20 protein-coding genes are annotated in these 23,514 nt (G+C 53.9%); 4 read left to right on the top strand and 16 right to left on the bottom strand.

What is annotated here, in order from left to right; genetic code table 11:
• Window positions 1-8 precede the first annotated feature (8 nt).
• Both SPV1_RS01980 and SPV1_RS01975 read left to right on the top strand, forming a co-directional pair.
• The gene (locus tag SPV1_RS01980) at window positions 9-425 is read left to right on the top strand and encodes a GNAT family N-acetyltransferase (protein WP_009849416.1); all 417 of its coding nucleotides are present in this window, start codon (window positions 9-11) and stop codon (window positions 423-425) included.
• A gap of 129 nt (window positions 426-554) precedes the next feature.
• Window positions 555-1,223 carry a hypothetical protein gene (locus SPV1_RS01975; RefSeq protein WP_231288244.1) on the top strand — a complete coding sequence of 223 codons (669 nt, stop codon included), beginning with the start codon at window positions 555-557 and terminating at the stop codon, window positions 1,221-1,223.
• A gap of 97 nt (window positions 1,224-1,320) precedes the next feature.
• On the opposite strand, the gene SPV1_RS01970 is transcribed toward SPV1_RS01975, so the two are convergent.
• From SPV1_RS01970 to SPV1_RS01955, 4 genes are all read right to left on the bottom strand, one after another.
• A complete protein-coding gene (locus SPV1_RS01970) occupies window positions 1,321-2,448 on the bottom strand; it encodes an MlaA family lipoprotein (protein ID WP_009849414.1) in 1,128 nt (375 codons plus the stop codon).
• A 290-nt stretch (window positions 2,449-2,738) separates the two neighbouring features.
• Complete coding sequence (locus tag SPV1_RS01965; protein ID WP_009849413.1) at window positions 2,739-3,326, bottom strand: nucleoside deaminase; 588 nt, start codon at window positions 3,324-3,326, stop codon at window positions 2,739-2,741.
• A gap of 66 nt (window positions 3,327-3,392) precedes the next feature.
• Window positions 3,393-3,827 (bottom strand): group I truncated hemoglobin, encoded by a 435-nt coding sequence (locus SPV1_RS01960; protein WP_009849412.1) that lies wholly within the window; start codon window positions 3,825-3,827, stop codon window positions 3,393-3,395.
• Window positions 3,824-4,051 (bottom strand): FmdB family zinc ribbon protein, encoded by a 228-nt coding sequence (locus SPV1_RS01955; RefSeq protein WP_009849411.1) that lies wholly within the window; start codon window positions 4,049-4,051, stop codon window positions 3,824-3,826. Before SPV1_RS01955 ends, SPV1_RS01960 begins: the two co-directional genes overlap by 4 nt.
• 151 nt (window positions 4,052-4,202) lie before the next feature.
• Here SPV1_RS01955 and SPV1_RS01950 point away from each other — a divergent pair, with 151 nt between their 5' ends.
• Window positions 4,203-6,296, top strand: coding sequence for a hybrid sensor histidine kinase/response regulator (locus tag SPV1_RS01950; protein ID WP_009849410.1), 2,094 nt, complete (start codon window positions 4,203-4,205; stop codon window positions 6,294-6,296).
• A gap of 29 nt (window positions 6,297-6,325) precedes the next feature.
• Here the strand turns inward: SPV1_RS01950 and SPV1_RS01945 are convergent, their stop codons facing one another.
• A complete protein-coding gene (locus tag SPV1_RS01945) occupies window positions 6,326-6,967 on the bottom strand; it encodes a CDGSH iron-sulfur domain-containing protein (protein ID WP_009849409.1) in 642 nt (213 codons plus the stop codon).
• A 117-nt stretch (window positions 6,968-7,084) separates the two neighbouring features.
• Complete coding sequence (locus SPV1_RS13890; protein WP_009849408.1) at window positions 7,085-10,360, bottom strand: coiled-coil domain-containing protein; 3,276 nt, start codon at window positions 10,358-10,360, stop codon at window positions 7,085-7,087.
• A 294-nt stretch (window positions 10,361-10,654) separates the two neighbouring features.
• Here SPV1_RS13890 and SPV1_RS01935 point away from each other — a divergent pair, with 294 nt between their 5' ends.
• On the top strand, window positions 10,655-10,852 hold the full coding sequence (locus tag SPV1_RS01935; protein ID WP_009849407.1) for a hypothetical protein: 198 nt from the start codon (window positions 10,655-10,657) through the stop codon (window positions 10,850-10,852).
• A gap of 355 nt (window positions 10,853-11,207) precedes the next feature.
• Here the strand turns inward: SPV1_RS01935 and SPV1_RS01930 are convergent, their stop codons facing one another.
• The 10 genes from SPV1_RS01930 to SPV1_RS01885 form a co-directional block, all read right to left on the bottom strand.
• Window positions 11,208-11,576 (bottom strand): GNAT family N-acetyltransferase, encoded by a 369-nt coding sequence (locus SPV1_RS01930; RefSeq protein ID WP_009849406.1) that lies wholly within the window; start codon window positions 11,574-11,576, stop codon window positions 11,208-11,210.
• Window positions 11,577-11,737: 161 nt separating this feature from the next.
• Window positions 11,738-12,721, bottom strand: coding sequence for a DUF4238 domain-containing protein (locus tag SPV1_RS01925; protein WP_009849405.1), 984 nt, complete (start codon window positions 12,719-12,721; stop codon window positions 11,738-11,740).
• 235 nt (window positions 12,722-12,956) lie between these two features.
• A complete protein-coding gene (locus SPV1_RS01920; RefSeq protein WP_009849404.1) occupies window positions 12,957-13,676 on the bottom strand; it encodes a pirin family protein in 720 nt (239 codons plus the stop codon).
• The gene (locus SPV1_RS01915) at window positions 13,673-14,614 is read right to left on the bottom strand and encodes a glutathione S-transferase family protein (protein WP_009849403.1); all 942 of its coding nucleotides are present in this window, start codon (window positions 14,612-14,614) and stop codon (window positions 13,673-13,675) included. Before SPV1_RS01915 ends, SPV1_RS01920 begins: the two co-directional genes overlap by 4 nt.
• A gap of 27 nt (window positions 14,615-14,641) precedes the next feature.
• The gene (locus tag SPV1_RS01910) at window positions 14,642-17,725 is read right to left on the bottom strand and encodes an efflux RND transporter permease subunit (RefSeq protein ID WP_009849402.1); all 3,084 of its coding nucleotides are present in this window, start codon (window positions 17,723-17,725) and stop codon (window positions 14,642-14,644) included.
• 15 nt (window positions 17,726-17,740) lie between these two features.
• A complete protein-coding gene (locus SPV1_RS01905) occupies window positions 17,741-18,871 on the bottom strand; it encodes an efflux RND transporter periplasmic adaptor subunit (protein WP_152909349.1) in 1,131 nt (376 codons plus the stop codon).
• 40 nt (window positions 18,872-18,911) lie between these two features.
• Window positions 18,912-20,444 (bottom strand): efflux transporter outer membrane subunit, encoded by a 1,533-nt coding sequence (locus SPV1_RS01900; protein ID WP_231288243.1) that lies wholly within the window; start codon window positions 20,442-20,444, stop codon window positions 18,912-18,914.
• Window positions 20,441-21,214 carry a DODA-type extradiol aromatic ring-opening family dioxygenase gene (locus SPV1_RS01895; RefSeq protein ID WP_009849399.1) on the bottom strand — a complete coding sequence of 258 codons (774 nt, stop codon included), beginning with the start codon at window positions 21,212-21,214 and terminating at the stop codon, window positions 20,441-20,443. Before SPV1_RS01895 ends, SPV1_RS01900 begins: the two co-directional genes overlap by 4 nt.
• Window positions 21,211-22,287: an alkene reductase gene (locus SPV1_RS01890; protein WP_009849398.1), complete on the bottom strand. Its 1,077-nt coding sequence runs from the start codon at window positions 22,285-22,287 to the stop codon at window positions 21,211-21,213. Before SPV1_RS01890 ends, SPV1_RS01895 begins: the two co-directional genes overlap by 4 nt.
• Complete coding sequence (locus SPV1_RS01885) at window positions 22,284-23,507, bottom strand: nitroreductase family protein (RefSeq protein WP_081441954.1); 1,224 nt, start codon at window positions 23,505-23,507, stop codon at window positions 22,284-22,286. Before SPV1_RS01885 ends, SPV1_RS01890 begins: the two co-directional genes overlap by 4 nt.
• Window positions 23,508-23,514: the final 7 nt, after the last annotated feature.

Below are 23,514 nucleotides of genomic sequence, written 5' to 3'. Positions count from 1 at the left end.
AGGAAGTCATGAGCATCAAGTACAAAATAAACACTATGATATCAGTTGACCAATTCATTGAATTACTCAATGAATCAACGCTTGGCGAACGTCGTCCAATTGACGACCGAGAGTGTATGGAAGGAATGGTGAGCAATAGCAATTTCGTCGTAACAGCGTGGGATGACGAAAAAATGATAGGTATTGCACGCTCAATAACTGATTTTAGCTACGCATGTTATCTTTCTGATTTGGCAGTGCATAAACATTATCAGAAAAAAGGCGTCGGCAAGAAACTTCAAATCATTACACAAGAACAATTAGGCCCTAAGTGCAAGTTAATGCTGATTGCTGCCCCTGCGGCAAACGCATACTACGAGCATATTGGGTTTACGAACAATCCAAGGTGCTGGGTGCTTGATCGTGATCAAGATATCAGCAGCTGACAAGTCACTCGTCCGGACGCAAAAAACCACACTGCAAGACCAGTATTCTGTCCTCGATTTATTACTATCCTGAGTCCGACGGCTCCCGGGCTCACGTCAATTTTGGGTTGACCGAAGGAAACACACGACTTGGACTTCCTGCAGGTTGTCAGTCAAATATCATCGGAGGTATTTGCATTGAAAAAAAGCGTCTTACTATTTTTTCTATGTATGTTTTTTATTGGCTGCTCAAAGAGTCCGGGAAGTCAGGAAACGGGTTACAGAGGGATTCCATGGGGCTCTGATGTCGGAGCTGTTGCCAGGGTACTCAATGTTACGCCAAATTTAAGCAGCGCCAATTCCATGTTTGGAAGCTATTATCAAGACCTTGCACCAAGGCAGCTTGTCTTGCTTGAAAAGGGGTTCTCCATGCTTTTGACAGGGAGAAGCGGGGCTGTCTTGAACGGAATCGGCGCGCTGAAAGGCATGTCCGTCCTGAATGAAGGGAGAGCTGGATACAGCCTGTTTTTCAATAAGAAGTTCGGAATGAACCTGCATGTCATTCAGGCAAATGACTACCAGCGTTATCACGACAAACTTATGAAAAGGTACGGGGTGATTGATAAAAAGCTGGAATACCGGGCAAACGGAAATGAGTCGTCATATTTTATTATGTGGCACGATGCGGATGGTGTCATCATTCTGGCAAAGGAAACATATAAGACAGATTCGCCACATCTGGTGACGTCCACTCAGATCATTCACATGCAAAAACAGATATTCGACGCCATATCAAGCGACTTATTGAGAGCAGGTTAAGGTGGACAGCATAAAAGGAGAAACTACTCCACCAGTTCCCGGGTCATGTGCGCGGCCAGCAGTAAAAAGACAGGGATTATCAGGGCGTTTTTAAGCTTTATTTACGCTCTTCCAGCCAGGCATCTTGCAGGCCGGATGCATCCTTCAGGTGCTGTAGCTCCTGGCGGGCATCTGCCAGAGATGAAAATTTCTTTGTGCTGCGCAGGCGATACCAGGTGTTGTCGCGCACTGATGCCGTATAGACCTCGGTGTTTATGCCAAGGCGGGAGAGGCGTCCCTGTTCGGCTGCAGCTTCAACCTCGCTATGATGTGATGAGAGGTTGATGATATATGCCGGACTGTTGCTGACGTCTGTGGCGGCCAATTTAGCTTGTGCTTCTTGTGGTGGTTGGGTTTCAGCAGGTACATTGCCGGCCTGCTTTTCAGCGGGGGCTGCTGCAGAAATCCGGGTTGCCGGTTTGGCAGGCGTGGGTTCGGGCTTGGCCTCGCTGTCGAAATCCACATCATCCCATCCATCATCCTTGTTTGCGGGTTTGGCGGGCGGGTGACCATCATAAATCAGGTATTCTCGATGTTGCCGCCATGCCTCGCGGGTGAAGACATAAGGGTCAAGTGCCAGATCATCACGCATATCCGATGCTTCCAGCAGGCGGGCGCGTTTGTCGACATATTTGACGACAGTTATCGGAATGGTGACGTAAGGGGCCAGAACAAATGCGGCCCAGAATAGTGGGTCGGTAGCCGTGGCTGTAACGAAGTCCGGTGTTTTGCGCAGAGAGTTCGGTCCCAGCAGAGGATAGATGATATAAGCGCTCTTGCCGACGCCCCAGACAGCCAGTGTCTGCCCGAAGTCCTCGTCGTGGCGCTCAAGGCCCATCTGGGTGGCAACATCCACCAGACCGCCGATGCCGAGTGTGGAGTTGATCAGAAAGCGACCAAAATCACTAAATCCCTGACCACCCTTGCCTTGCAGGAAGTCATTGAGAACGGTGTTCAAATAGGTGGCATTGTCGAAAAAGTTGGATACAGCCGTACGCATCGGCTTGGGTACAACGGCCGTATAACCCTGTGCAGCCGGTTTGAGCGTGATGCGATCAATGCCGTCGTTGATCTGGTCGGTAACGCGATTGGTCGATTCAATCGGATCATAATGATTCTGCTGCGTGGCGCAGGCCGGCAGCAGTGCTGCCAGCAACAACATGATTATCGGCATGGCTCGGTTCATAGAGGGCGATTATGACGGATAAATATTGAAATGCACGAATCAACAGCTGCGACCGTGTTACCGGCATATGGGAGGGCATGCGGCCTGTGTATGGGTTCGGTTATGGTGACTGAACAGAGGGTGTGGATTCACCGACCTCTCTGTTTAAGCAGGCAATGTTGCACATTGGGTTTTATGCCTGAACTGTCAGTGGTGATGATCTGAAATTGTGGCCCGGATGCATATGAAGCTGCGGTTGAAAGCAGCGTCACCATCAGCCATGATCATGTAAGCCGGTGTACTGTTTTTCGTTATATCTGACCTTGTCTGCCATTGTAGATGGCTCCGTTATCGTGTGCGTAGCGCTGCAGGATGGCTGCCGCTTCCTGCCTGCAGAGATCGGTTCTCACGCTGATGCCGCGAGCTTCCAGAGCGGCTTTCCAGTCGGTCATTTTGGGCCCTTCATCAAAGCCGACAGCGCGAGCATCTGCATCACTGGCGCCGCAAACCAGTTGACGGATGCCGGACCAGGGGATGGCGCCGAAACACATGGCGCATGGTTCACAACTGGTGACCAACTCGTAGCGCGCCGTGCCTGAGCCGAGGTCAAAACTGCCCAGTTTCTGCTGGGCGGAACTGATGGCGACCATTTCGGCGTGTGCCATTGAGCAGTGGGCTGACACGACCAGATTCATGCCGACCGAGATCAGTGCATGCGTGTCCATATCAAACACTGCCGCGCCGAACGGACCGCCAGTGCCGGATTCGATATTCATGCGCGAAAGAGTGATGGCCAACTGCATGCGTGATTCAGCAGATCTGTAGGTATCGCCGGAGATGAAAGCTCCGGACCACTCCGGTAATGGAATCGACAAGGCTAAAGGCGTCTTGTTTTTCATAGCATGTTTGCAGCAAGCTTGCGGCTGAAGCCCTCATTCAGGGTTGAACCCTCATGGTTCCGGTTGCTATGCATCAGGGTTCGGTACAATCAGAGGTCGCTCGTATTTAAGGTCGACCTGCTGAAACTCTTCCAGAGAATCATTTTTGATGTGCCCCCAGAAGGCGGCATCGATCTTCAGCCAGCGCTTGATCAGCGGCTCCGGCACATGCTCCTCCTCTAATGATTCGCGCAGTATGGACTGGCGCAACTCCAGCTGTTCAAGGGTGATATACATGCGCCGATGAGCCAGCTCCAGGGCCATGCCGGGGTAGCGCATGGCGCCACCCATTTTGACCCCCATAAACTGGGTCTGGCGCAACTCAATCGCCTGCTGATCGTGACCTTCGAAAAATTTCCCTAACCAGGGGTGAGCATACATTTTATCGTAGAATCGTTTGTGCACTCTATCCAGTGTTGGCAGTCCGCCAACCTGATCGAACAGCGATATTTTTTTGCTCATGAGAAACCGGCCGGGCAACCGCCACCGCCGCAGGCAGGTGCCGGAGAGCAGGGGGGGGAGCCGCAGGCGGTATCCGGCGTACCGTTGCCGATGGCATGTGCCGAGATCATTTTCTGCAACTCAGAGCTGCCGCAATGCTTGCAAACGACTTGTTCCCGGCTGTTGCGAACCAGCGTTTCAAAGGTACGGTCACATGCCTTGCAGCGAAATTCATAAATCGGCATCCCGTTTCTCCTGCTCTACAGATGTTGTTGTTATTTCTGCCATGCGTACCCGGTGTAAACATGAAAACTACGCTGAACCCCTGCTCTGGCAAGCCAGTCGGGCTGGCTATGTTTAGTTGCCGAAGTATAACTTTTCCCCTATAAACCGACAATGAATCCAGTTCCCCAGTCATCAGCCGAATCAGTGTTTGCCAATCGTCGCAAGCTGATGGAGTGGGTGCATCTGGCCAGTGCCATCACGCTGGCCCTGTTTGCCATCATTCATTTTTTTATGGGGTGTTGTTATGCCCTCTCTTATGTAGAAGCTGCTCTTGCGCTGGTGATGATGGTTTCATGGCAGCTTGTGCGCCGGGGTGCCAGCTTGAGCGCCATAGAGAATATGCTGATGTCCTCCGCTGTGGTTCTGTTTTCGGCGCTGGTGCTGCTGGACAGTCTCTATGCCACAGGTATTTACTGGGCTGCCGGATATCCGTTTGTAGCCTATTTTGTGCAACCGGCCTCGCGGGCCAGATACTGGGTAGGACTCTTTGTTGCTGAACTGGTTGTTCTGACAGGAATAGATGCTGCAGGGTGGCTGTCCATCCCTTACTCGGCTGGCCAACTGGCCTGTCTGATCTCTGCGGTAATCTTTTACTGGATTCTGGCCCATATCTATAAAGCTCAACTGGAGTTGAGGCAGCTCCAGCTGGAAGAGTCTTACCTGACTCTGGCCGAGCAGCAGGAGCGCCTGCAGGTGATTCTTGATTACTCGCCGATCGGCATATGGATGCTTGATGATGATCGGCATATCCGCTTTCTGAATCGTACATGGGTGAACTGGTGTGCGGCTGCCGAATCCGATGCCTACCGTGATGGCGACTACGACAAGCTGTTGTCTGCAATATTTCCAGGCTGCAAGACCTGGCTGCTGGATCAGGATGGCCTGGATAGCGGTAACCTCTGTTATTCGAGGGAGGAGCTTCCGTGTGCGGATCATGTAACCCGAACGCTGGATGTGATTCGGGTTCGTTTACCTGGTGCGGGCGGCAGGGCAAGTGGCCTGGTTGGATTCGCCATCGATGTGACTGCACAGTTGAAAGCTCAGACCGAGCAGCAGGATCTGCTGCTGCAAATTCAGCATGGCCAGCGTCTTGAGTCGCTTGGGGTGATGGCTGGCGGTATTGCGCATGACTTCAATAACCTGCTGACAGCTATACAGGGGAGTATTGAGCTGGTGAAGCTGGAAGAGGGGCTGTCGCCTGACGTCATGGAATCTCTGGATACCATGGATACAGCCACCCGGACGGCGGCTGACCTGTGCCGTCAGATGTTGGCATACTCCGGCAAGGGCTTAATGAAGCCGGAGCAGTTCAATCTGCAGGACCTGATTGAAGAGTTACACGGATTGATTGATGTGTCGGTCGGGAAAGAGGTCTCGCTCGAGGTTGAGTTTGATCCGGCGGCCAAACCGGTTTCCGCTGACAGGAGTCAGATATCCCAAGTGTTGCTCAATCTGTCGCTCAATGCCGCAGAGTCCATGCCGGCGGGGCGGCATGGGCATATCCGGATAACGGTCAGTCACAGGCACTTGTCCGAGCATGCGGATGTCCACTTTGTAGGAAAAGCCGCCCTGCAACCCGGTGACTACACTGTACTCGCTGTTGAAGATGATGGGGCGGGCATGGATGAGGAGGTTGCAGAACGCATCTTCGATCCCTTCTTTACCACCAAGTTTACCGGTCGCGGGCTGGGATTAAGCGCTATTATCGGTATTCTTAATGCTCATGATGCAGGAATGGTCGTGGACAGCCGGAAGGGGGCTGGTACCGCGATGTATGTCTGGCTACCATGTTATTCCGGGGTGGACAGCCTCTCCGGAGATTCAACAGCGCAGGCAACGGAGGTATATGCAGGCAGGGTGCTGCTGGTTGATGATGAGCCCGGCGTGATTCAGGTCGGCACTCGTATGCTGGAGAAGCTTGGTTTACAGGTTGTGGCGGCTTGTAGCGGACAGGAGGCGTTGAATACATTCAGTCGAGATCCGTTGTCGTTCGACTGGGTGTTGCTGGATGTCACGATGCCCGGTATGGACGGTGCTGAGTGTCTGCAACAGTTGCGCCGGATCAGGCCTGAAATCCACGTGGTGATGACCTCCGGTTATGATGCGGACTCCGTACTGGAGCAGGAGTGTGAGCCGGATGATTTTCTGCCCAAACCGTATACGATAGAGAAGCTGCGCCAGATTGCAAAACGTATCATGTCGTGATGGCAGCATGCTCTTTGTGGTGAGTGAGTCTACTCTGCCTCGAAGCCGATAGCGGCGTGTGAGGCATCACAAAACGGTTTGCTCTTCGATGCGCCGCAGCGGCAGAGCACGGTCCGCTCTGTATATATTACTGCCTCTCCCCGGGCATTGCGTATTTCACATGGCCCTTCGAGTAGCAGGGGACCATTGGTGAAAGTCTGGATGTTCAACGGCAAGCCGACAGGCTGACTGGATGGTTCGCTGACAGGAGGTCGGGTGCAACTGTCCTGAAAACCGATATCCGCATGGGCTCCGTCGCACCATGGCTTGTTTTTCGATGCGCCGCAGCGGCACAGGACGGCGCGGTAGCCCCCTGTAGGTTCATCGTTTACCGTGAAGTCGGCATGCACCCTCAAAGGGCCGTCATCTTCGATGGTGATCGTGTTGATCTCCGGTTTGGTTTCATCCGGACCTCCATCTTTGCGCCTGTATGTTAATGCACCCGAAGGGCAGGTATCACACAGGGCCGCCAGCTCATCGGGCGTGGCAGCATTCGGATGAATCCATGGCCCCTCCACGCCGCTACGAAAGACTTCGGGCAGACCTTTGACGCAGTTGCCGGCATGAATACAGCGCGTGGCATCGAAACAGACGCTGATATTTTCGCCTTCGTATGTTTGCTTGTCGGACATATCCACCCTCCGGTTTTTACTCAGGTTGGCAACTCGGCATGAGGATCAAAGAGTCGCTTGTGAGGCCTGACGCCAGAGTTTGGGACCAACAATTCTATATGCAAGTGCTGAGCAGGGTCAGGTTCCACCCCGTTTTTCATCAATTTGAATGGCGATGCTTTCATCCTTTGCCAGCTGAACAAGGTCCACCTTTACTCTGGAGTAGCCGGACATATGGTACAGATTAATGATATCCTGCTTGATCTTTTTGATGTCAGACTGGGTTCTGCCGTTGCCATAATAGGCTCTGAGGTTGATCAGGATAAAATCGGTAGAGAGCAGTTTGTTGCCGCTCAGATCAAATCGATTGATGGTAAATGATGGGGGATCGCTGGCGGTCAGCATATAGGGCGCCGTGCGTTTTGCTGCTGTTTGTCTGGATTTGAATTTCACGCTTTCGCAGGCTAGCAGCAGCCCCGAAATGCCGGCGGCTTTTTTCAATGATGCCAGTTTGATCTGGCGTTCGTGCATATCAGAAGGTACCTCTCGGGCGGAGAGTACATAATAGATATTCCGACCGTTCATGTTGGATAGAACAATAAATGCATTCTGATTGTTCCCGACCTGTTGAAGAAGGTCAATCGCATTATCAAGCATGGAGAATGCGCCAAGTGTAGCAAGTAATTGTGTGTCGGGCATGTCGTTGAGCCCGCGTTGCCAGGCATCAAGAGCATCTTCATAATCCTGCTGTTCACTGTACTGCCAACCATCGTGAATCCATTCAGATGGGGATGCTCTGGCAAGTTTTACGTCTGATTCAATTTCTGTGGTTGTTTTTGTTGCAGCATGGGCCTCAGCAGTTCTGGTACCTGTATCCGGAGTAGTACTATTTTGTGCAGATGTCGTCTGCATGTCGAGCTGCTTCCCGTAACCTGCAGCCTCCGCCATCACAGCCTGTTTCATAGCAGGGGGGGCTTTGGACTTTTTAGCTGTATCAGCAGTAGCTGTGCTGGCCATTTGTGTTTTGGTTTGATGCATCATTTTGATGGTTGAAGCCAGTGCATCTACCTTGGCCCGTCGCCTGATTGAGGCCGCCTCTATCTCAGCTTTCGCTCTGATGGCGGCTGCTTCTTCTGTTGCTTTTGCCCGCGCATTGACTGTTATGGCTTCGGATTTAGCTTCAGCGTTTTGACGCATAACAGCGATGTCTGCTTCTGCCTGGGTCGTCAGCCTCCTGATCGACTCTGCCGCTTCAGTCCGGGCCTTTTTTATCATATCAGATGCTTGAGCCATGGCGTCGTTTTTCAACCTGATGGCACTCAAATGCTCGGTCTCAGCCTGTGCCCGTTGAGTCGCAGCTTCTTTTGCATCGGACTGCGCTTCACTGGCTGCCTTCTGCCGCATGGCATCGGCATCAGCTCTGGCCTGCTGCAGGATATTCTCAGCCTCCCTTCTGGCCTGTTCTGCTATCCCTTCGGCTGTTATTTCAGCGTCATGTACTGCTTTTGTCTGTGCCGTTGCAGCCTGTGTGTCTGCTTCAGCCTGAGCCTTCCGGGTGAAGGCGGCAGCGTCGCTTTCAGCCTGTTTCCGGATGTTCTGTGCCTGTATCTGTGCCTGCTGCTGTATGGCTGCGACTTCGGCGGCTGTCTGCTGTTTAATAGCGGCGGCCTCGGCCTTAGCCTGTGTACGGATCGAGGCAGCTTCAGCCTCTGCCTGTTTTTTGATGGCAGCAGCTTCGCTGCTGGCTTTTTCCGTCAGCCCGGTTGCAGTGCGCTCTGCCTGCTGCAGGGCTTTTCCGGCCGAGGCTCTGCGTGACTTTGCTGCCTGTGCCAGCATGGCTGCCGCTTCAGTTTTACTCTGCTGCTTCAACTTTGCCGCAGCCGTTTCGGCCTGTACGCGGATCGAGGCTGCTTCAGTTTCAGCCTGTTGCCTGACGGCCGCTGCATCATCTTTGGCCTTTTGCATTATTGTAGAGATGTCCGCATTTGCCTCTTTCCGCAGCTTTTTAAGTGACGCTTCGGCATCGGCTATGGCGTTTTGCCTTATGGCGGCGGCTTCAGATATGGCCTGAGCATGCACATGGCCGGCACTCTCTTTTGCCTCGGCCTGAGCTGTCTGCCTGATAGAAGCAGCCTCCAACTCTGCTTGCTGTTTCATTGCAGCGATCTCAGTGAGCGCCCGGCCCTTTAAGGCATTGGCTGTAGCAGAGGCTTCAGCCAATGCCTGCTGTTTGATGGCAGCGGCTTCTGCTTCAGAGCGGTTTTTTTGTGCTGCGATGAAAGCTGATGCATCGTTTTGTGCCTTTTGGTGAATAGTCTTTGCATCGAGCTTTGCCTGTTGCGTGATCTTCAAAGACTCGGTTCTGGCCTGCTGTTGTATTGTTGCGACGTCAGCTACTGCTTGCTGCTTTACTGCAGCAGCCTCAGTCTGTGCTTTGCGCTTTATCGCAGCAGCTTCATGGCCGGCCTGTTCAGCCAGCCGGGCATTTGCTATCACTGCGTTTTTCGCTACCGCTGTCTTTGTTGCAGCAGTCTGCTGCAAGGCATCAGCATCTGCCTGAGCCTGCAGTTTGATTGTTGCAGCCTCGGTTTGGGCCTGCTGTTTGATAGTAGCAGCTTCTGCTCCAGCGCGGGCTTTTTGCTCTGCGATGAAGGCCGCCACATCGTTTTGTGCTTTTTGATGAATGGCGTCTGCGTCGACTTTGGCCTGTTGCGTGACCTTCAATGCCGCGGCCCTAGCTCGCTGTTGTATTGTTGCGGCTTCTGCCTGCGCCTCCCGTTTCATCGCAGCTAGCTCTGTTGCCGCCTGAGCCGTCAGTGCGAGCGCCGTACTATTTTCCTTTTGTTTAACAGCTTCGGATGCTGCCTTCTGCCGTGCAGATGTGATCGCTGCAGTAGCCTCCGGTTTGATGGTTGCCTGAGACTGCTGTTTTGTTGAGATTGTTTTGGTCACTGAAATTGTGCCGTGCGGGACAGGTATTTTGAATTTTTCCGCATTATTGGCGAGCAGCTTACCACGGATGCCGAGCGTTTCCTTTAATGATGCCATCTGTATCTGGCGGAGGTTGATGTCTCGGGCGACTTTCTGAGCAGTTAGTACAATGAATGACCCATGCTGATGCGCATCGCGAATGATAAAGGCCTGCTCCTGTTTGCCGGCAAGCTGCAGTTGTTCCAGAGCGTTTGCGAAATCGAAAAAGAGCCCGAGTGAGCCCAGTAGCTGCGTATCGGGGAGGTTGTTAACACCATTCTGCCAGGCATGCAGAGCCTCCTCACGGTGATTTCTTTCCATCAGCTGCCACCCCTGTTCCAGCCAGCTGGTTGGAGGGGGTGGTGTCGAGTCTGCCGATGCCAGAGTAGGAGCGATCAGGCATAAAATCGTGATCAGTAGTTTTTTCGTTCCGTAGTGTCGCATCTCTTTTCCATATTTTTATACAATCCTTGCAGTAAGTGGTGATTCATTACGCAAAAGTAGTGCCAAGACCTCACACGATTCTGTCGCTATAGAGCGTCGGTATGGTTTGCGAGAAATGATGCTGTGCATTTATGAAAAAGCGCAGTGATCGGTGAAAATTGTGACGCATGTCACGCAAAATGCCGAAAATTAAGGGTTTTTTATGTGTTTATAAATAAATTCTAATGTCGCTCTAATCGAGTTATAACGCCTGGTGTGCAGAATATCGCTACAAGATCAGCACAGGAGGCTACTATGGCAATTCACGAAGCAATCAATACATATCTGAATGCAGTCGAAAAGAAATTCGGCACGGATGTTCGCAGGAAAACCGAAGTGGCACACCGTGGCGGTAACACATTCGTTCTCAAGCGTGCAGGCGCAAAACATAGTCAGGTCGTCGACCTGGGTAACTTGACCCTTATGGCCAAGCATCTGCAGTCCAACGCCTGAGTCAGACTGAACTCATGATACCGAAAGGCCCCGCAATGCGGGGCCTTTTTTTTGTTCGGTCTTTGTGTAAGCACAACGAATGAACACACATGCACTGCAGGTGCATGCCTATAGCCAATCCACCGCTGTTTAGTTGTTCATGCTCTAACTTTGCTTGCCCTCGTTAATACAAACAGCATTACACTATCAGCATATCTCCTGTTCTAATCTGGAGCTGAGTTTGCACGATCTGAACGCCTGTTTCCGGCTACAAGAGGACTTTCAGAAAATGGCGCTGACTGCTTTATTTCGGCAATTCTACATAAGAACGCGTGTTTGCGTGTCCTGCTTGATGGGTGTGGGTTAGACATTGGATTCACCACTCATCATTAAAGTCGTCAGTTGGCTCTGTGTCTTCGAGTATACCCTCTCTAATACAGCGCCTAATAAGCGCAGCGCCCTCCTCTGTGTAATAGCTATCGCTGCTCGCGTGTTTGCCACCAACTGCGCAGAAGCTTGGCTTGGCAAACAACTTTCCGTGAAGTTCCGCAGCCACCCGCATCATTTGAGTGCCAATCCCAGATTTCTGATATGCAGATTCAACGTTCATGCCCCATAAAGTGGGGAAGTCATTCGGATGATCGAACTCAATACAGCCAATACACTTGCCGTTGTGATAAGCTTTAATGTCGTCGCCGTCACTTTCGATCTCAATAGATCGGCCGGCTAAATCAACGAAAGCCATGCCACCCCCTAGTTTACTAGACACACCTAAATGCCCATCTTAGCCGACTATTGCCTATGGTGATCGGCGTAAAACGGCCATAAACAGCCACTCGTATCACCAGTGCCGGTGAGCAAATTGAACCAGAATATACAGTTGTGCTGCTCACAAATTCAATCAGGCTAATTGGAAGATATTCTTGGAGAGAGCCTGCACTCAGGGCTCTTTGAAAGAATATCCTGCACTAGCAAGAAATTGTTTGTCGCTGAATACACATACCTAGACGACTGAATCACTTGGAGAGAATTGTGGAAGTCCATGTTCTCAGGCTTCAGTGTTTGTGCTTTCCCATCGTCGAGCGCATTTACAAACGATTCTATTTCGGCCGTATCAACTGGAATCAGTACGCCGAGGGTCTTTTTCCCTTGGACATCTTTCATCTTGGAAACGATCTCACTAATAAGCTTCTCGCAAACAAAAACTAGACATAAATTGCTACTGATAGGGAACTGAACTTCTATACCCTTACAATTTAACCCAAGGTTTCCCCTTCCGGGGCGAGGCAAATGGTTATGCATAACTATGGGGTTATCAGAAATTATAAACTGGGTGGCGGGAGCAGCTTTAACAAGCTTCAAATGTTTCTTCCTAAACAACTCGGAAAACTCAAAAGCTAGAGATGCTATATTTTGAACGTGGCTACGCTTAATCTCTTCATCATCAAGCACCTCAAAGTTTTCAACATCTTCAACCTTGCCACCTCTGGCTTCCACCCAAGTGGCAATTGAGTCTTGAAATTGTTTAACGAACTCCCTTTGTTGATTGGTACGCAGTAGCTGAACGGAACAAAATAATGATAAAACTGACATATCCTCAGATGACAATGTCGCAAGTGACTCTGTCTTAACCAAGTTTGATATAACCATTGAAGTCGATGTCTCAAGAGAAGCTAGACGATGTTCTAGAGTAACATTAACTCCATCTTCAGTTATGTTGTAATAACCATTTGAACATGCTGCTTTCAACACTGAAGAAGGAAATGATCTGTCTTCATGCTTATCAAATACCCAAACCTGTTCTTTCTTCCCCGATGTGAAGTTCCTAAGGATAAACTGAGGTACGAAATGTTGTTTCTTAGGAGTTGACTTGGTTACTTTATCCAGCATGTTAACCTCACCTGTTGGCTTAGTTCAGGGCATGAAACTACACCTAGGGAAATTCCGTGGACACAATTTTTAATTCAGTTCAGCGAATGGCTGTTTGTGGTCGTTTTAAGCTAGTCGCGGCTCTGCCGCTTACTCCGACTTTACAGGTGCAGACTCGGCACACTGCTAGCGGGGCCCGTAGTGTTATCTCTTCGCAAGTCCGTGAAGAACCCTTTTTTGCCTGTTGCAGAGCGGATTAATCGACGAAGGGACCATGCTGGTAAATCGGTTCATGATGCGGCTTGCCGAAACACCACATCAGGCGTGCGCCGGCACTGCTCTCCAGCCGTATTGCCGGGGCATCCTCTGCAAAGGCCGCATCGCCGCAGGCGAGGGCCTTGCCGTCCAGCATCGCTTCTCCCTCGACAGCATAGATGAAGCCGCGGAACCCAGTCGGGATATCCCGCTGCAGTGAGCTGCCCGCAGCCATGCGAATCTCCATATACTCAACGACGCTACGCAGTGAGATAGCTCCGCCTTCACCGACGATGGTGCGTATGGTGACGCCATCCTCACAGCTTTCGGGGATGCTATCGGCTTCTACCTGGCGGTAGTTCGGGTCTATGGATTTCAATCGCTGGGGCAGGTTGATCCATAGTTGAATGCCGTGTGCGCGATCGTCCGGAAACTCCGAATGGACTATGCCGCGCCCGGCGGTAAACGCCTGTGCACCGCCTGCGTGGATGGTGCCGCGATTACCCAGATTATCGGCATGCTTCATGCCGCCGTCGAACAAATAGGTGATGGCTTCAAAGCCGCGATGTGGATGATCGGGAAAGCCGCCGCCGGCAATGTCGAAATGATCCCACAGTACGAACGGATCAAAATTCCGCAAACCCGCTACCGGCATCAGCCGTCTGACAATAACACCGTCTCCTTCCGGTACGGCGATGCTGCTAATGATACGGATACTCATCGTGAAAACCTCTTGCGATCATGTGGTGCTTCAAAATCCTGCGCAGGTCCTTTTGGCACGATGCGGGTCGGATTGATGGAGGCATGACTGTAGTAGTAGTGCTGCTTGATATGCTCAAAATTCACTGTCCCGGCAATGTCCTGCCACTGATAAAGATCGCGCAGGTAATTCGACAGGTTGGGCATCTCGGCAATACGATTGCGATTGCATTTGAAATGGCCGACATAGACTGCATCGAAGCGGATCAGTGTGGGAAACAGACGGATATCGGCCTCGGTGATGTGGTTACCAACCAGATAACGTTGCTGCCCCAGCCGGGCCTCGACGACATCGAGGGCGGCAAACAGCGCGTCGAATGCTTCATCGTAAGCCTGTTGTGTTGTGGCAAAGCCGCATCGGTAGACGCCATTGTTGATGTTGTCGTAGACAAAGGCATTGATCGCATCGATCTGATCACGCAGTTCAAGCGGGTAATAGTCATCGCTATTGCCGGTCAGTGCATCGAAGGCGCGGTTGAATATGCGGATGATTTCGGCCGACTCGTTGCAGACAATACTCTCCTGCTTGCTGTCCCAGAGCACGGGTACGGTGACACGCCCGGAGTAGTGCGGGTCGGCCTTGCAATAAAGCTCGTGCAGGCAGGTGAAGCCGTATAGTGGTTCGGGCTCATCGAACTGCCAGCCCTGCTCAAGCATGTGCGGGTGGACGACAGTGACCGGGATGATCGATTCCAGCCCCTTGATTCTGCGCATGATCAGCGTGCGATGTGCCCATGGGCAGGCCAGTGATACATAGAGGCGATAGCGGTCCGCTTCGGCGGAGAAATGTGCATGGTCGCTCTGGCAGTGGAATTGTGATTCGGATCGTACAAACCGCCCGCCGGTGGAGCTGGTGTCGTACCACTGGTCGCTCCACTTGCCATCAATCAGTAAACCCATGCAAAACCACCGCCCGGCAGGCGACTGTTATACTGCCGGCAACACCTGTTCATGCTCATCTCCGGGCTCCTTGTTCTTGCTGTGGTCGGCAGCGATCAGCATATATACAGCCGGTACCACCAGCAGGGTGAAAATCGTACCGATGGCAATACCGCTGGAGATCACCAGTCCCAGATTGAAGCGGGAGGCTGCACCGGCACCACTGGCGACGAGTAGCGGCACCACGCCCAGTACCATTGCCGCGGTGGTCATCAGGATCGGCCGCAGACGTATGGCGGCGGCCAGTTCGATCGCTTCCCGCTTGGATTTGCCGAGTCGCTGCTGGCTGTTGGCAAACTCAACGATCAAAATGCCATGCTTGCTGATCAAGCCCATCAGCGTCACCAGTCCGACCTGGGTATAGATATTGATGGTGGCACCGCCGACGCCGAGGCTGATGAAAACAAGTGCGCCGGCAATCGACATCGGTACGGACACCAGAATAATCAACGGATCGCGGAAGCTCTCGAACTGGGCTGCCAGCGCCAGGAATATGATAATCAGCGCAAATGCGAAGGTGACCATGAAACCGCTGGACTCCTGCATGAACTGGCGGGACTGGCCGGCATAATCGATCGAGTAGCCCTGCGGCAGCGTGGTGTCGGCAAGGTGCTTCAGAAATGCGAGCGCATCGCCCGTGGTCACACCGGGCAGCATCACGCCCTGCACGGTGGTGGCGTTGAGCTGTTGGAAATGATTCAGCGCTTCCGGCACGGTCTCGGTGGTAATATGGGCAATGGTAGAGAGCGGCACCGACGCGCCGCTTGCCGTGCGCAGATAATAATTCATCAGCTGGTCGGTATTCAGACGATCGCGCTGCTGCACCTGCGGAATCACCTTATAGGAGCGACCGGCCATACTGAAATAGTTGACGTAGCCGCCGCCCAGCATCGATGAGAGAGCATCGCCGACATCTTTCATGGAGAGGCCCAGCTGAGCGGCCTTGTCCCGATCAATCTCGACCGTGGCCTGTTGCTGGTCGATTTTCAGGTTGTCGTCCAGAAATGCGAACATGCCGCTTTTCAGTGCGGACTGCATGAAGTTTTGCGTTACCTCATGCAGCCGACCGAACGGATCGGTGCTGCCAATGACGAACTGGATCGGCAGACCGAAACTGCCGGGCAGCGATGGTCGCTGGAAGGCGACACTGCGCAGGCCGGCAATGTGCCCCAGTTCCTGTTGCACCAGAGGTTGCAGGTCGCCCGGTGTTTTTTCGCGTGCATCCCAAGGCTTGAATACCATACCCGAGATGATGCGTCCGGGCATATCCAGCTGAAACACGTGATCGGTTTCGGAATGGGCGGCAAAGGTTTTGTAGATAGCGTTCAGATAGAGATCGCGTTGCTGCAGGGTGGCATTCGGGGCGGCGGTTGATGAGGATATGATTACGCCCTGATCCTCCTGCGGGGCCAGCTCCTGTTTGGACGTGGTGTAGAGAAAATAGATGCTGACGAGTATCAGCAGGGCGAATATGACGGTGACCGGCAGATAGCTCAGTGTGCTGTGCAGGCTGCGTGCGTAGATCTGACGCACTGTTTCCAGTCGCCTGTCGATCGTATCCACCAGCCTGGCTTCCAGGCCGCTTCTATCCTTTGTGTGAGCCTTGAACAGTCGGGAGCACATCATCGGAGAGAGTGTCAGCGCAATAACGGCGGACATGGTGACGGCGCCGACCAGTGTAAAGGCGAACTCGGTGAACAACGCACCGGTCAGTCCACCCTGAAAGCCGATCGGCACATAGACCGAAATCAGTACGATGGTCATGGCGATGATCGGGCCTGCCAGTTCGCGCGCGGCCTGTATGCTGGCCTGCATCGGTTGTAAGCCCTCTTCGAGGTGGCGGTTGACATTCTCCACCACGATAATGGCATCATCCACGACCAGACCGATGGCGAGCACCAGTGCCAGCAATGTCAGCAGATTCACCGAGAAGCCGAAGATAAGCATCATCGAGAATGTTCCGATCAGCGACAGCGGAATGGCGATGATCGGGATCAGCACCGACCGGGGCGAGCCGAGGAAGACAAAGACCACGAGGGTGATGACGATTAATGCCTCGATCAGCGTATGTTCGACCTCAGAGATCGAGCTGTTTACGAATTTGGTAGAGTCGTAAACGATCTTGCCATGAATACCCTGCGGCAGTTGCGATTGAATATCCGGAAACACTTTCCGAACACCCTTGATGACATCCAGCAGATTGGCGGTCGGAGCCACCTTGATACCGATATAGACCGCCTTGTTACCATCAAAGGCGACCTGAGAGTCATAGTCCTCCGAACCGAGCGTGACCTTGGCGACATCTTCCAGACGGACGATGGCACCATTGTTCTGCTTGATCACCATATGGCGGAACTCTTCAACCGAATGCAGGCTGGTGGAGGCGGTGAGGTTAACCTGCACCATCTGCCCCTTGCTGTTGCCGAGCCCTGACAGGTAATCGTTCTGGGCCAGAGCTGTGCGGATATCGGCTGCAGTCAGCCCGTAGGCGGCCAGTTTTTTCGAATCCAGCCAGGCACGCAGGGCGAACTGTTTGCCGCCCAGCAGCTCGGCTGTCTGTACACCGTCCACCGCCTGCAGCTTCGGCTGCACCACGCGGATCAGGTAATCGGTGATATTATTGGAGGAGAGCTGCGAGCTGGAAAAACCGATGTACATGGCGGCAATGGTCTGGCCGATCTGCACATTGATCACCGGGCGTTGCGACTCGGGCGGCAGCTGATTCAGCACGGAGCTGACTTTGGCGCTGATCTCGGTCAGTGCCTTGTTTGAATCGTAATTTAATTTCAGATTGGCTGTGATGACGCTGCTGCTGGTTGAGCTGGTGGAGCTCATATAGTCAATGCCGTTAGCCTGAGCGATGGCATTTTCCAGCGGTGTGGTAATAAAACCGGCGACCAGATCCGGATCGGCGCCATAATAGGCGGTGCTGACCGTGATATTGGCATTTTCGGTGCGCGGAAACTCCAGTACAGGCAGCGCTCCGAGCGAGCGCAGGCCAAGCAACAGCAGCAAGAGGCTGACCACAGTGGCCATGACAGGCCGGCGTATAAAAAAATCGGTAAATTTCATATCGAGTGCAGTGCTCTACTCATCCGAGGGTTTCGGATTCGGATTGTTTGTCGGTTGAATAGCGTTGTTGATCATGACGTGTGATCCGTTGCGCAGCTTGATCTGCCCGGCACTGACAACGGTATCGCCCTCCTTGATGCCCTGCAGAATTGCAACCTGATCACCACGTGTGCTGCCAGTCGTAACGAATGTCTCTTTGGCGATCAGCAGCGGTTTACCCTGCGGACCTGTCCCCTTGTTTTCGACCAGGAAGACCAGGCTGCCGTAGGGGTTATAGGTGATCGCTGTTTGTGGCAGCGTGATCTGACGCAGTGGCTGGCCAGAGGTGACCTCAACCTGTGCATACATGCCGGGCAGCAGTTTGTGATCGGCATTGTCGACTCTTGCTCTCACTTTTACATTGCGTGTGCTCGCATCCACCCGCGGTTCGATCACTTCGATTTTGCCGGTGAAAGTCATGCCGGGCCAGGCATCCGTTGTTGCAGTTACTGTCTGGCCGACCTGAATGCTCGAGAGCGCTTGCTGCGGCAGGTAGAAATCCAGATAGATCGGATCCAGTGCCTGCAGTGTCACCATGACCGTACCTGCGCTCAGGTATTGTCCGACATCGACCGCGCGGATACCGAGGCGGCCGGAAAAGGGGGCCCGGATCATTTTTTTATCCACGATGGCCTGTTGCTCGGCAACATTGGCCTGCGCCTGTTTAAGGCTGGCCTCGTCCGTATCCAGCACCTGTCGGCTGATTGCCTTGATCTGAAACTGGGCCTTGTCACGTTGCAAGGTTGTTTTGGCAAGCTCGGCGCTGGCCTTGAGCGACTGCAATCTGGCGATATCGCTGTCTGCGTCCAGCTCCACAAGCAGCTTGCCCTTCTCGATATCCGCGCCCTGTTTGAAGTGGATTGCCGAGACAATGCCTGCAACCTCGGAGCTGAGGTCGGTTCCGCGCATAGCTGTGATATTGCCGACGGCCGAAAGCCTTGGTTGCCACTGCTGATAGGCGGCAGTGACGGTGGATACCGTCTGTACCGGGGCTCCGCGGGAAGCCATCATTTTTCCCATCATCTTACCCTTGTAGGCTTTATAACCGAAGATGCCGCCGAATACGATGGCGACGGCAACCAGCATAATGATTATCCGCTTTGTCATGGGGCTTTTCTCCATTGGGCGTGGTGTGGTCTGGCGAGCATCATGGTTTTACATCTGTTTGTGCTGCCGATGTCATGGCGGTCGTATCAGCATGATGCCACCAGCCGCCGCCCAGCGCCTGAAACAGCGCGGCCGTGTCCGCATAACGACTGGCCTGGGCCTGTACAAGGCTGATGCGGGCCTGTTCATATGAGCGCTGTGCGTCGAGCAGTAACAGGTTATTGATGGCGCCGGCACTAAACTGTGCACGTGCCATATCCAGCTGTTCGGAGGCGGCCTGCACGGCATGAGTTTGCGCCTGCAGCCCTTCGGCATCGGACTGCAGTGAGCGCAGTACATCGGCTACATTCTGAAAGGCTGCGAGGACGGTGCTCTGATATTGCGCCGCCGCCTTGTTATAGGCTGCAACCGCGGCGCGCCGGTTATGAATAGAGCTGCCCCCATGCAGGATTGGTTGTAGCAGATTGGTGCCGATGCTCCACACGCCGGTGCCGGGAGAAAACAGGTTGGCTGTCGTTGTCGCAACCGAGCCGAAGCTGCCGCTAATGCTGATCTGCGGAAAAAATTTTGCGGTAGCGACGCCTACCTGTGCGCTGGCCGTATGCAGTTGCGCTTCGGCCGCGCGGATATCCGGTCGCTGCCGTACCAGTTCGGAAGGCAGGCTGAGCGGCAGCTGTTGTGGCAGCTGCAGAGCTGATAATGTGAAAGCACTTCCACTCTCCTGTTCGGGAAAGCGACCGGCCAGTGCAGTCAGTTGATTACGTATCAGTGCCAGCTTTTTGTGCAATGCCGGCAGGGTGGCGCGTGTCTGCGCCAGACGCGTTTTTCCTGCCAGTACATCACTTTTGGATATTCCGCCCAGCTCGAACTGCTTCTGTAGCATCTCCAGCTGCTGTTGCTCGGATTCGATAATCTCTTCTGTTGCGGCAATCTGGCCACGCAGTGATGCCTCCTCAATGGCGGCCGTGACGACATTGGATGTGAGTGTCAACCGGGCGGCTTCCAACTGGTAACCCTCGGATTCCGCCACCGCTGCCAGTGCTTCGACATTTCTGCGCTCACCGCCGAAGAGGTCGAACACATAGGCGACATCTACCGACGCATTGAACAGATTGAACTGCGTACCGCGGCCGCCGGGGTTGCCATACTGGGAGCCGGTGGTTTTTTTCCGGCTTGCCGAAGCGTTGGCATCAAGGCTGGGATAATAGACGCCCTGGGCGGCATAGGTGTTCTCCTGGGCCTGAACCAGTGCTGCTTTCGCCGCGGCCAGATCCGGGTTGTTGTTCAGCGCATCCTCCACCATTTGGTTGAGCTGCTGTGAGTGAAACAGCGTCCACCACTGGCTCGGGATATCAGCACCGGACAAAAAGGATTGCGCCTGACCGCCGGCAACATCCGCTGCTGCGGTATGCTCTGCCAGTTTCTCTCTGGTATAGCCGCTCACGGCGGGTGCATCAGGCCGGCGGAAATCCGGCCCGACAGTACATCCGGCAAATAACAGGCAAATGCCGGCCATCAGTAACGGTTTCTGTTGCATGCCCATCATCTGTCGGAGTTGTCTCGTGACTTTCATAGTGTGTAACTGTGCATGGCCAGTGTACCAAATGTCCACTCTCGGATGAGTGCCTCCGGCTCTATGTCGCCACTGGCGATGACCGGTAGCAGCGGCCAGTAGTGCTCCAGAGTGGGGTGGGCATGCTTTCCATGTGGCAGTTGCAATGGTGCTACCAATGCTTCGCTGTCACGTGTGACGATGGCCTGCTCCAGCGCCTCCATGAAATCGGTGGCCCATGATACAGCCGTGCCTTGTGTTGCATGCCAGTCAAGGTCTTGCAGATTGTGCGTCAGGTTACCCGAGCCGATAATCAGTATACCCTGTTCCCGCAGGCGTGCGAGTTTCTGCCCCAGCAACAGGTAATCTTCGCCCTGCCAGCCTGTTACGAGAGAGAGTTGAAACAGCGGCAGCGGCATCAGCGGCCAAACTCGCCTCAATGGCGTCCATACGCCGTGATCAAAGGCTCGCTCCGGAGCTTCGCTCACGGCAATGCCTGTCGCTTCCAACTGCTCCAATAGCCAGCATCCCTCGTCGTTACCGTCGGGGACAGGCCAGCTAATACGGTATAACTCTTCGGAAAAACCGTAAAAGTCATGCTGGATGGCCGGCTTTGCCGTGCGCCCGGCGATTGTCAGCTTCGGCTCCTGCCAGTGGGCGGAAATGCAAAGCACGGCTCTTGGTTGCACAGGCAGCCGGCCCGGCAGAGTTTGCCAGAAACGGGTAAACAGATTATCGCCCAGGGTATGAAACGGAGCCCCATGACCGAGAAACCATGCCGGTTGTTTCATTCCTGACTGTCGTCCAGTGCCGGGTAGTCGGTGTAGCCATGCAGGTCGCCGCCGTAAAAAGTGGCCTGATCGGCCTCATTCAACGTCGCATTCAGGCGCAAGCGGGCAGGCAGATCCGGGTTGGCAAGAAACGGGATGCCGTAGGCCACCAGGTCGGCCGCTCTCGTCGCGATCACATCATTGCCGCGCGCCTTGTCGTAGCCGCCGTTGGCAATATAGAGGCCGTCAAAGCGCTCGCGGATCTGTTGCATATTGACGGCGTGATCTGCTGCACCGGTCATGGAGACCTCAACAAGATGCAGGTAAACCGGTTTCAGCCCGGAGAGCGCGTCGGCAACATGGTTGAACAGGGCCTGCGGGTCGGAATCGTGCATATCATTGAAGGCATTCACCGGTGAGATGCGTATGCCGACCCGATCGGAGCCGATCTCGTTGCATACCGCTTCTGTCACCTCCAGCAACAGACGGGCGCGGTTTTCGATTGACCCGCCATAGGCATCGCTTCTTGTGTTGCTGCCGTCACGCAGAAATTGATCGAGCAGGTAGCCATTGGCGGCATGGATCTCCACACCGTCAAAGCCTGCTTTGCGTGCGCAGGCCGCGGCATGACGATATTGCTCAACGATGGCGGGGATCTCTTCGATATCCAGCGCTCGCGGTGTGACAAAATCCTTTAGCCCTTCGTATGTGAAAGCCTGTCCTTCCGCCCGGATGGCGCTCGGCGCTACCGGCAGGTTGCCGCCATGAAAATCGGGATGCGATATACGACCGCAGTGCCACAGCTGGACGAAGATATGGCCGCCTTTGGCATGTACGGCCTCGGTCACCTTTTGCCAGCCATCCACCTGTGCGTCGGAATAGATACCCGGTGTCGCCGGATAGCCGACGCCCTGTTCGGAAATCTGCGCCCCTTCGGTGATAATCAGCCCGGCTGTGGCGCGCTGACTGTAATATTCGACCATCAGCGGCGTCGGGATGCCTTCCGGCGCACGATTACGCGTCATCGGCGCCATGGTGATGCGGTTGGATAGTGCCAGTTTGCCCAGTTTAATCGGTGAAAACAGATCAGTCATTGTTGCTCCTCTATCAACCTTTCAAGTATGCAGAACAGCGCTTTCGGGCCGTCATCCTGCGCTGTGGGTGCAAAGCGGCTTTCCTGCGTTTCGATTAATTTGAAACCGTCGGCGAAGAAGCGGCTGATATCCGATTCTTCATAACGTCCCGGAGGGCCTGTTTCGCTGGTTTCCTGTTTGTGAAAACATTTGAGCAGGAGCGTGGCCCCCGGCTTGAGTCGTTGGTGGAGTGTGGATACATAGGTCTGTTGGTCGTCTGCGTCCGCGAAACAATGAAACACGCCACGGTCTATAATCAGGTCAAACTGGCCGGTCAGCTTGCTGTGCAGCACATCATCGACATGAAAATCGACCCGGACATGTTCTGCTGCAGCCAGTCTTTCGGCGGACGCTATTGCTGTCCACGACACATCGCTGGCCGTCACGCTCAACCCGCACTTTGCCAGAGCCACGGCCTGCGTGCCGGGACCGCAACCCAGATCAAGCGCTGTGGCGCCATCGCCCAGTTCAAGTGAGTCGAGCGCCCGGCTGATGTCGGCATCCAGTCCGGCATGAAACCACGGTAGTTGCTCAACAGATGTTTCCTGATAGCGCGCCTCCCAGCCGGCTGATGCCGGTGGGTGATATGCCGTGCCCCATGCGCCGTTATGCACGGTATCAGCCAATGATCTGCGTGTTCTGGCTGCCTCTTCCATCGGCTGAAAATCCGTATCGAGTGCTTTTATGTCGCCGGCATAACCGATCGCGGTTACGCTCATCAGTTGCAGCGCCTCGGGAATGGTAAGAGCGGATTTCAATGTTTCAGCATCGAAGCCGCCCATCTGGTGGCAGGCGAGCCCCAGTGACTCAGCTTGCAGAGTGAGGCATACCGTGGCCTGACCGGTATCATATTCAGCCCAGCGGTTCGGGTTGCCGTTATGGGAGAATACCGGGTCGGCAACAGCGACGATCAGAACAGGCGCATGCTCTGCCCATAGCTGGTTCTTCGGCGCAAGAGCGTCCAGCACCCGTTGCCAGGCTGCCTGAGCGGTAAATCGGTCGGCTACGATATAGTGCCATGGCTCGGCACCGAAACAGGATGGCGCCCAGCGAGCTGCTTCCAGACAACTGGCGAGCAACTCTGCAGGCACACGCTTGTCCGGATCAAAAGCGCGTGTGCTCCAGCGATCAGCAAACAGGCGTTCAATCGGCGCCTGCACATTCATGCGTTGTTGAGCCATCTCTCCT

This window comes from Mariprofundus ferrooxydans PV-1 (genome assembly GCF_000153765.1).
Classification (GTDB): Bacteria; Pseudomonadota; Zetaproteobacteria; order Mariprofundales; family Mariprofundaceae; genus Mariprofundus; species Mariprofundus ferrooxydans.
This window is presented reverse-complemented; position numbering and strand designations above follow the sequence as displayed.

Coding starts and splice junctions, on each gene's coding strand:
- SPV1_RS01980 (WP_009849416.1), top strand. CDS start 9: ATGAGCATCAAGTACAAAATAAACACTATGATATCAGTTGACCAATTC.
- SPV1_RS01970 (WP_009849414.1), bottom strand. CDS start 2,448: ATGAACCGAGCCATGCCGATAATCATGTTGTTGCTGGCAGCACTGCTG.
- SPV1_RS01965 (WP_009849413.1), bottom strand. CDS start 3,326: ATGAAAAACAAGACGCCTTTAGCCTTGTCGATTCCATTACCGGAGTGG.
- SPV1_RS01960 (WP_009849412.1), bottom strand. CDS start 3,827: ATGAGCAAAAAAATATCGCTGTTCGATCAGGTTGGCGGACTGCCAACA.
- SPV1_RS01955 (WP_009849411.1), bottom strand. CDS start 4,051: ATGCCGATTTATGAATTTCGCTGCAAGGCATGTGACCGTACCTTTGAA.
- SPV1_RS01950 (WP_009849410.1), top strand. CDS start 4,203: ATGAATCCAGTTCCCCAGTCATCAGCCGAATCAGTGTTTGCCAATCGT.
- SPV1_RS01945 (WP_009849409.1), bottom strand. CDS start 6,967: ATGTCCGACAAGCAAACATACGAAGGCGAAAATATCAGCGTCTGTTTC.
- SPV1_RS13890 (WP_009849408.1), bottom strand. CDS start 10,360: ATGCGACACTACGGAACGAAAAAACTACTGATCACGATTTTATGCCTG.
- SPV1_RS01935 (WP_009849407.1), top strand. CDS start 10,655: ATGGCAATTCACGAAGCAATCAATACATATCTGAATGCAGTCGAAAAG.
- SPV1_RS01930 (WP_009849406.1), bottom strand. CDS start 11,576: ATGGCTTTCGTTGATTTAGCCGGCCGATCTATTGAGATCGAAAGTGAC.
- SPV1_RS01925 (WP_009849405.1), bottom strand. CDS start 12,721: ATGCTGGATAAAGTAACCAAGTCAACTCCTAAGAAACAACATTTCGTA.
- SPV1_RS01920 (WP_009849404.1), bottom strand. CDS start 13,676: ATGAGTATCCGTATCATTAGCAGCATCGCCGTACCGGAAGGAGACGGT.
- SPV1_RS01915 (WP_009849403.1), bottom strand. CDS start 14,614: ATGGGTTTACTGATTGATGGCAAGTGGAGCGACCAGTGGTACGACACC.
- SPV1_RS01910 (WP_009849402.1), bottom strand. CDS start 17,725: ATGAAATTTACCGATTTTTTTATACGCCGGCCTGTCATGGCCACTGTG.
- SPV1_RS01905 (WP_152909349.1), bottom strand. CDS start 18,871: ATGACAAAGCGGATAATCATTATGCTGGTTGCCGTCGCCATCGTATTC.
- SPV1_RS01900 (WP_231288243.1), bottom strand. CDS start 20,444: ATGAAAGTCACGAGACAACTCCGACAGATGATGGGCATGCAACAGAAA.
- SPV1_RS01895 (WP_009849399.1), bottom strand. CDS start 21,214: ATGAAACAACCGGCATGGTTTCTCGGTCATGGGGCTCCGTTTCATACC.
- SPV1_RS01890 (WP_009849398.1), bottom strand. CDS start 22,287: ATGACTGATCTGTTTTCACCGATTAAACTGGGCAAACTGGCACTATCC.
- SPV1_RS01885 (WP_081441954.1), bottom strand. CDS start 23,507: ATGGCTCAACAACGCATGAATGTGCAGGCGCCGATTGAACGCCTGTTT.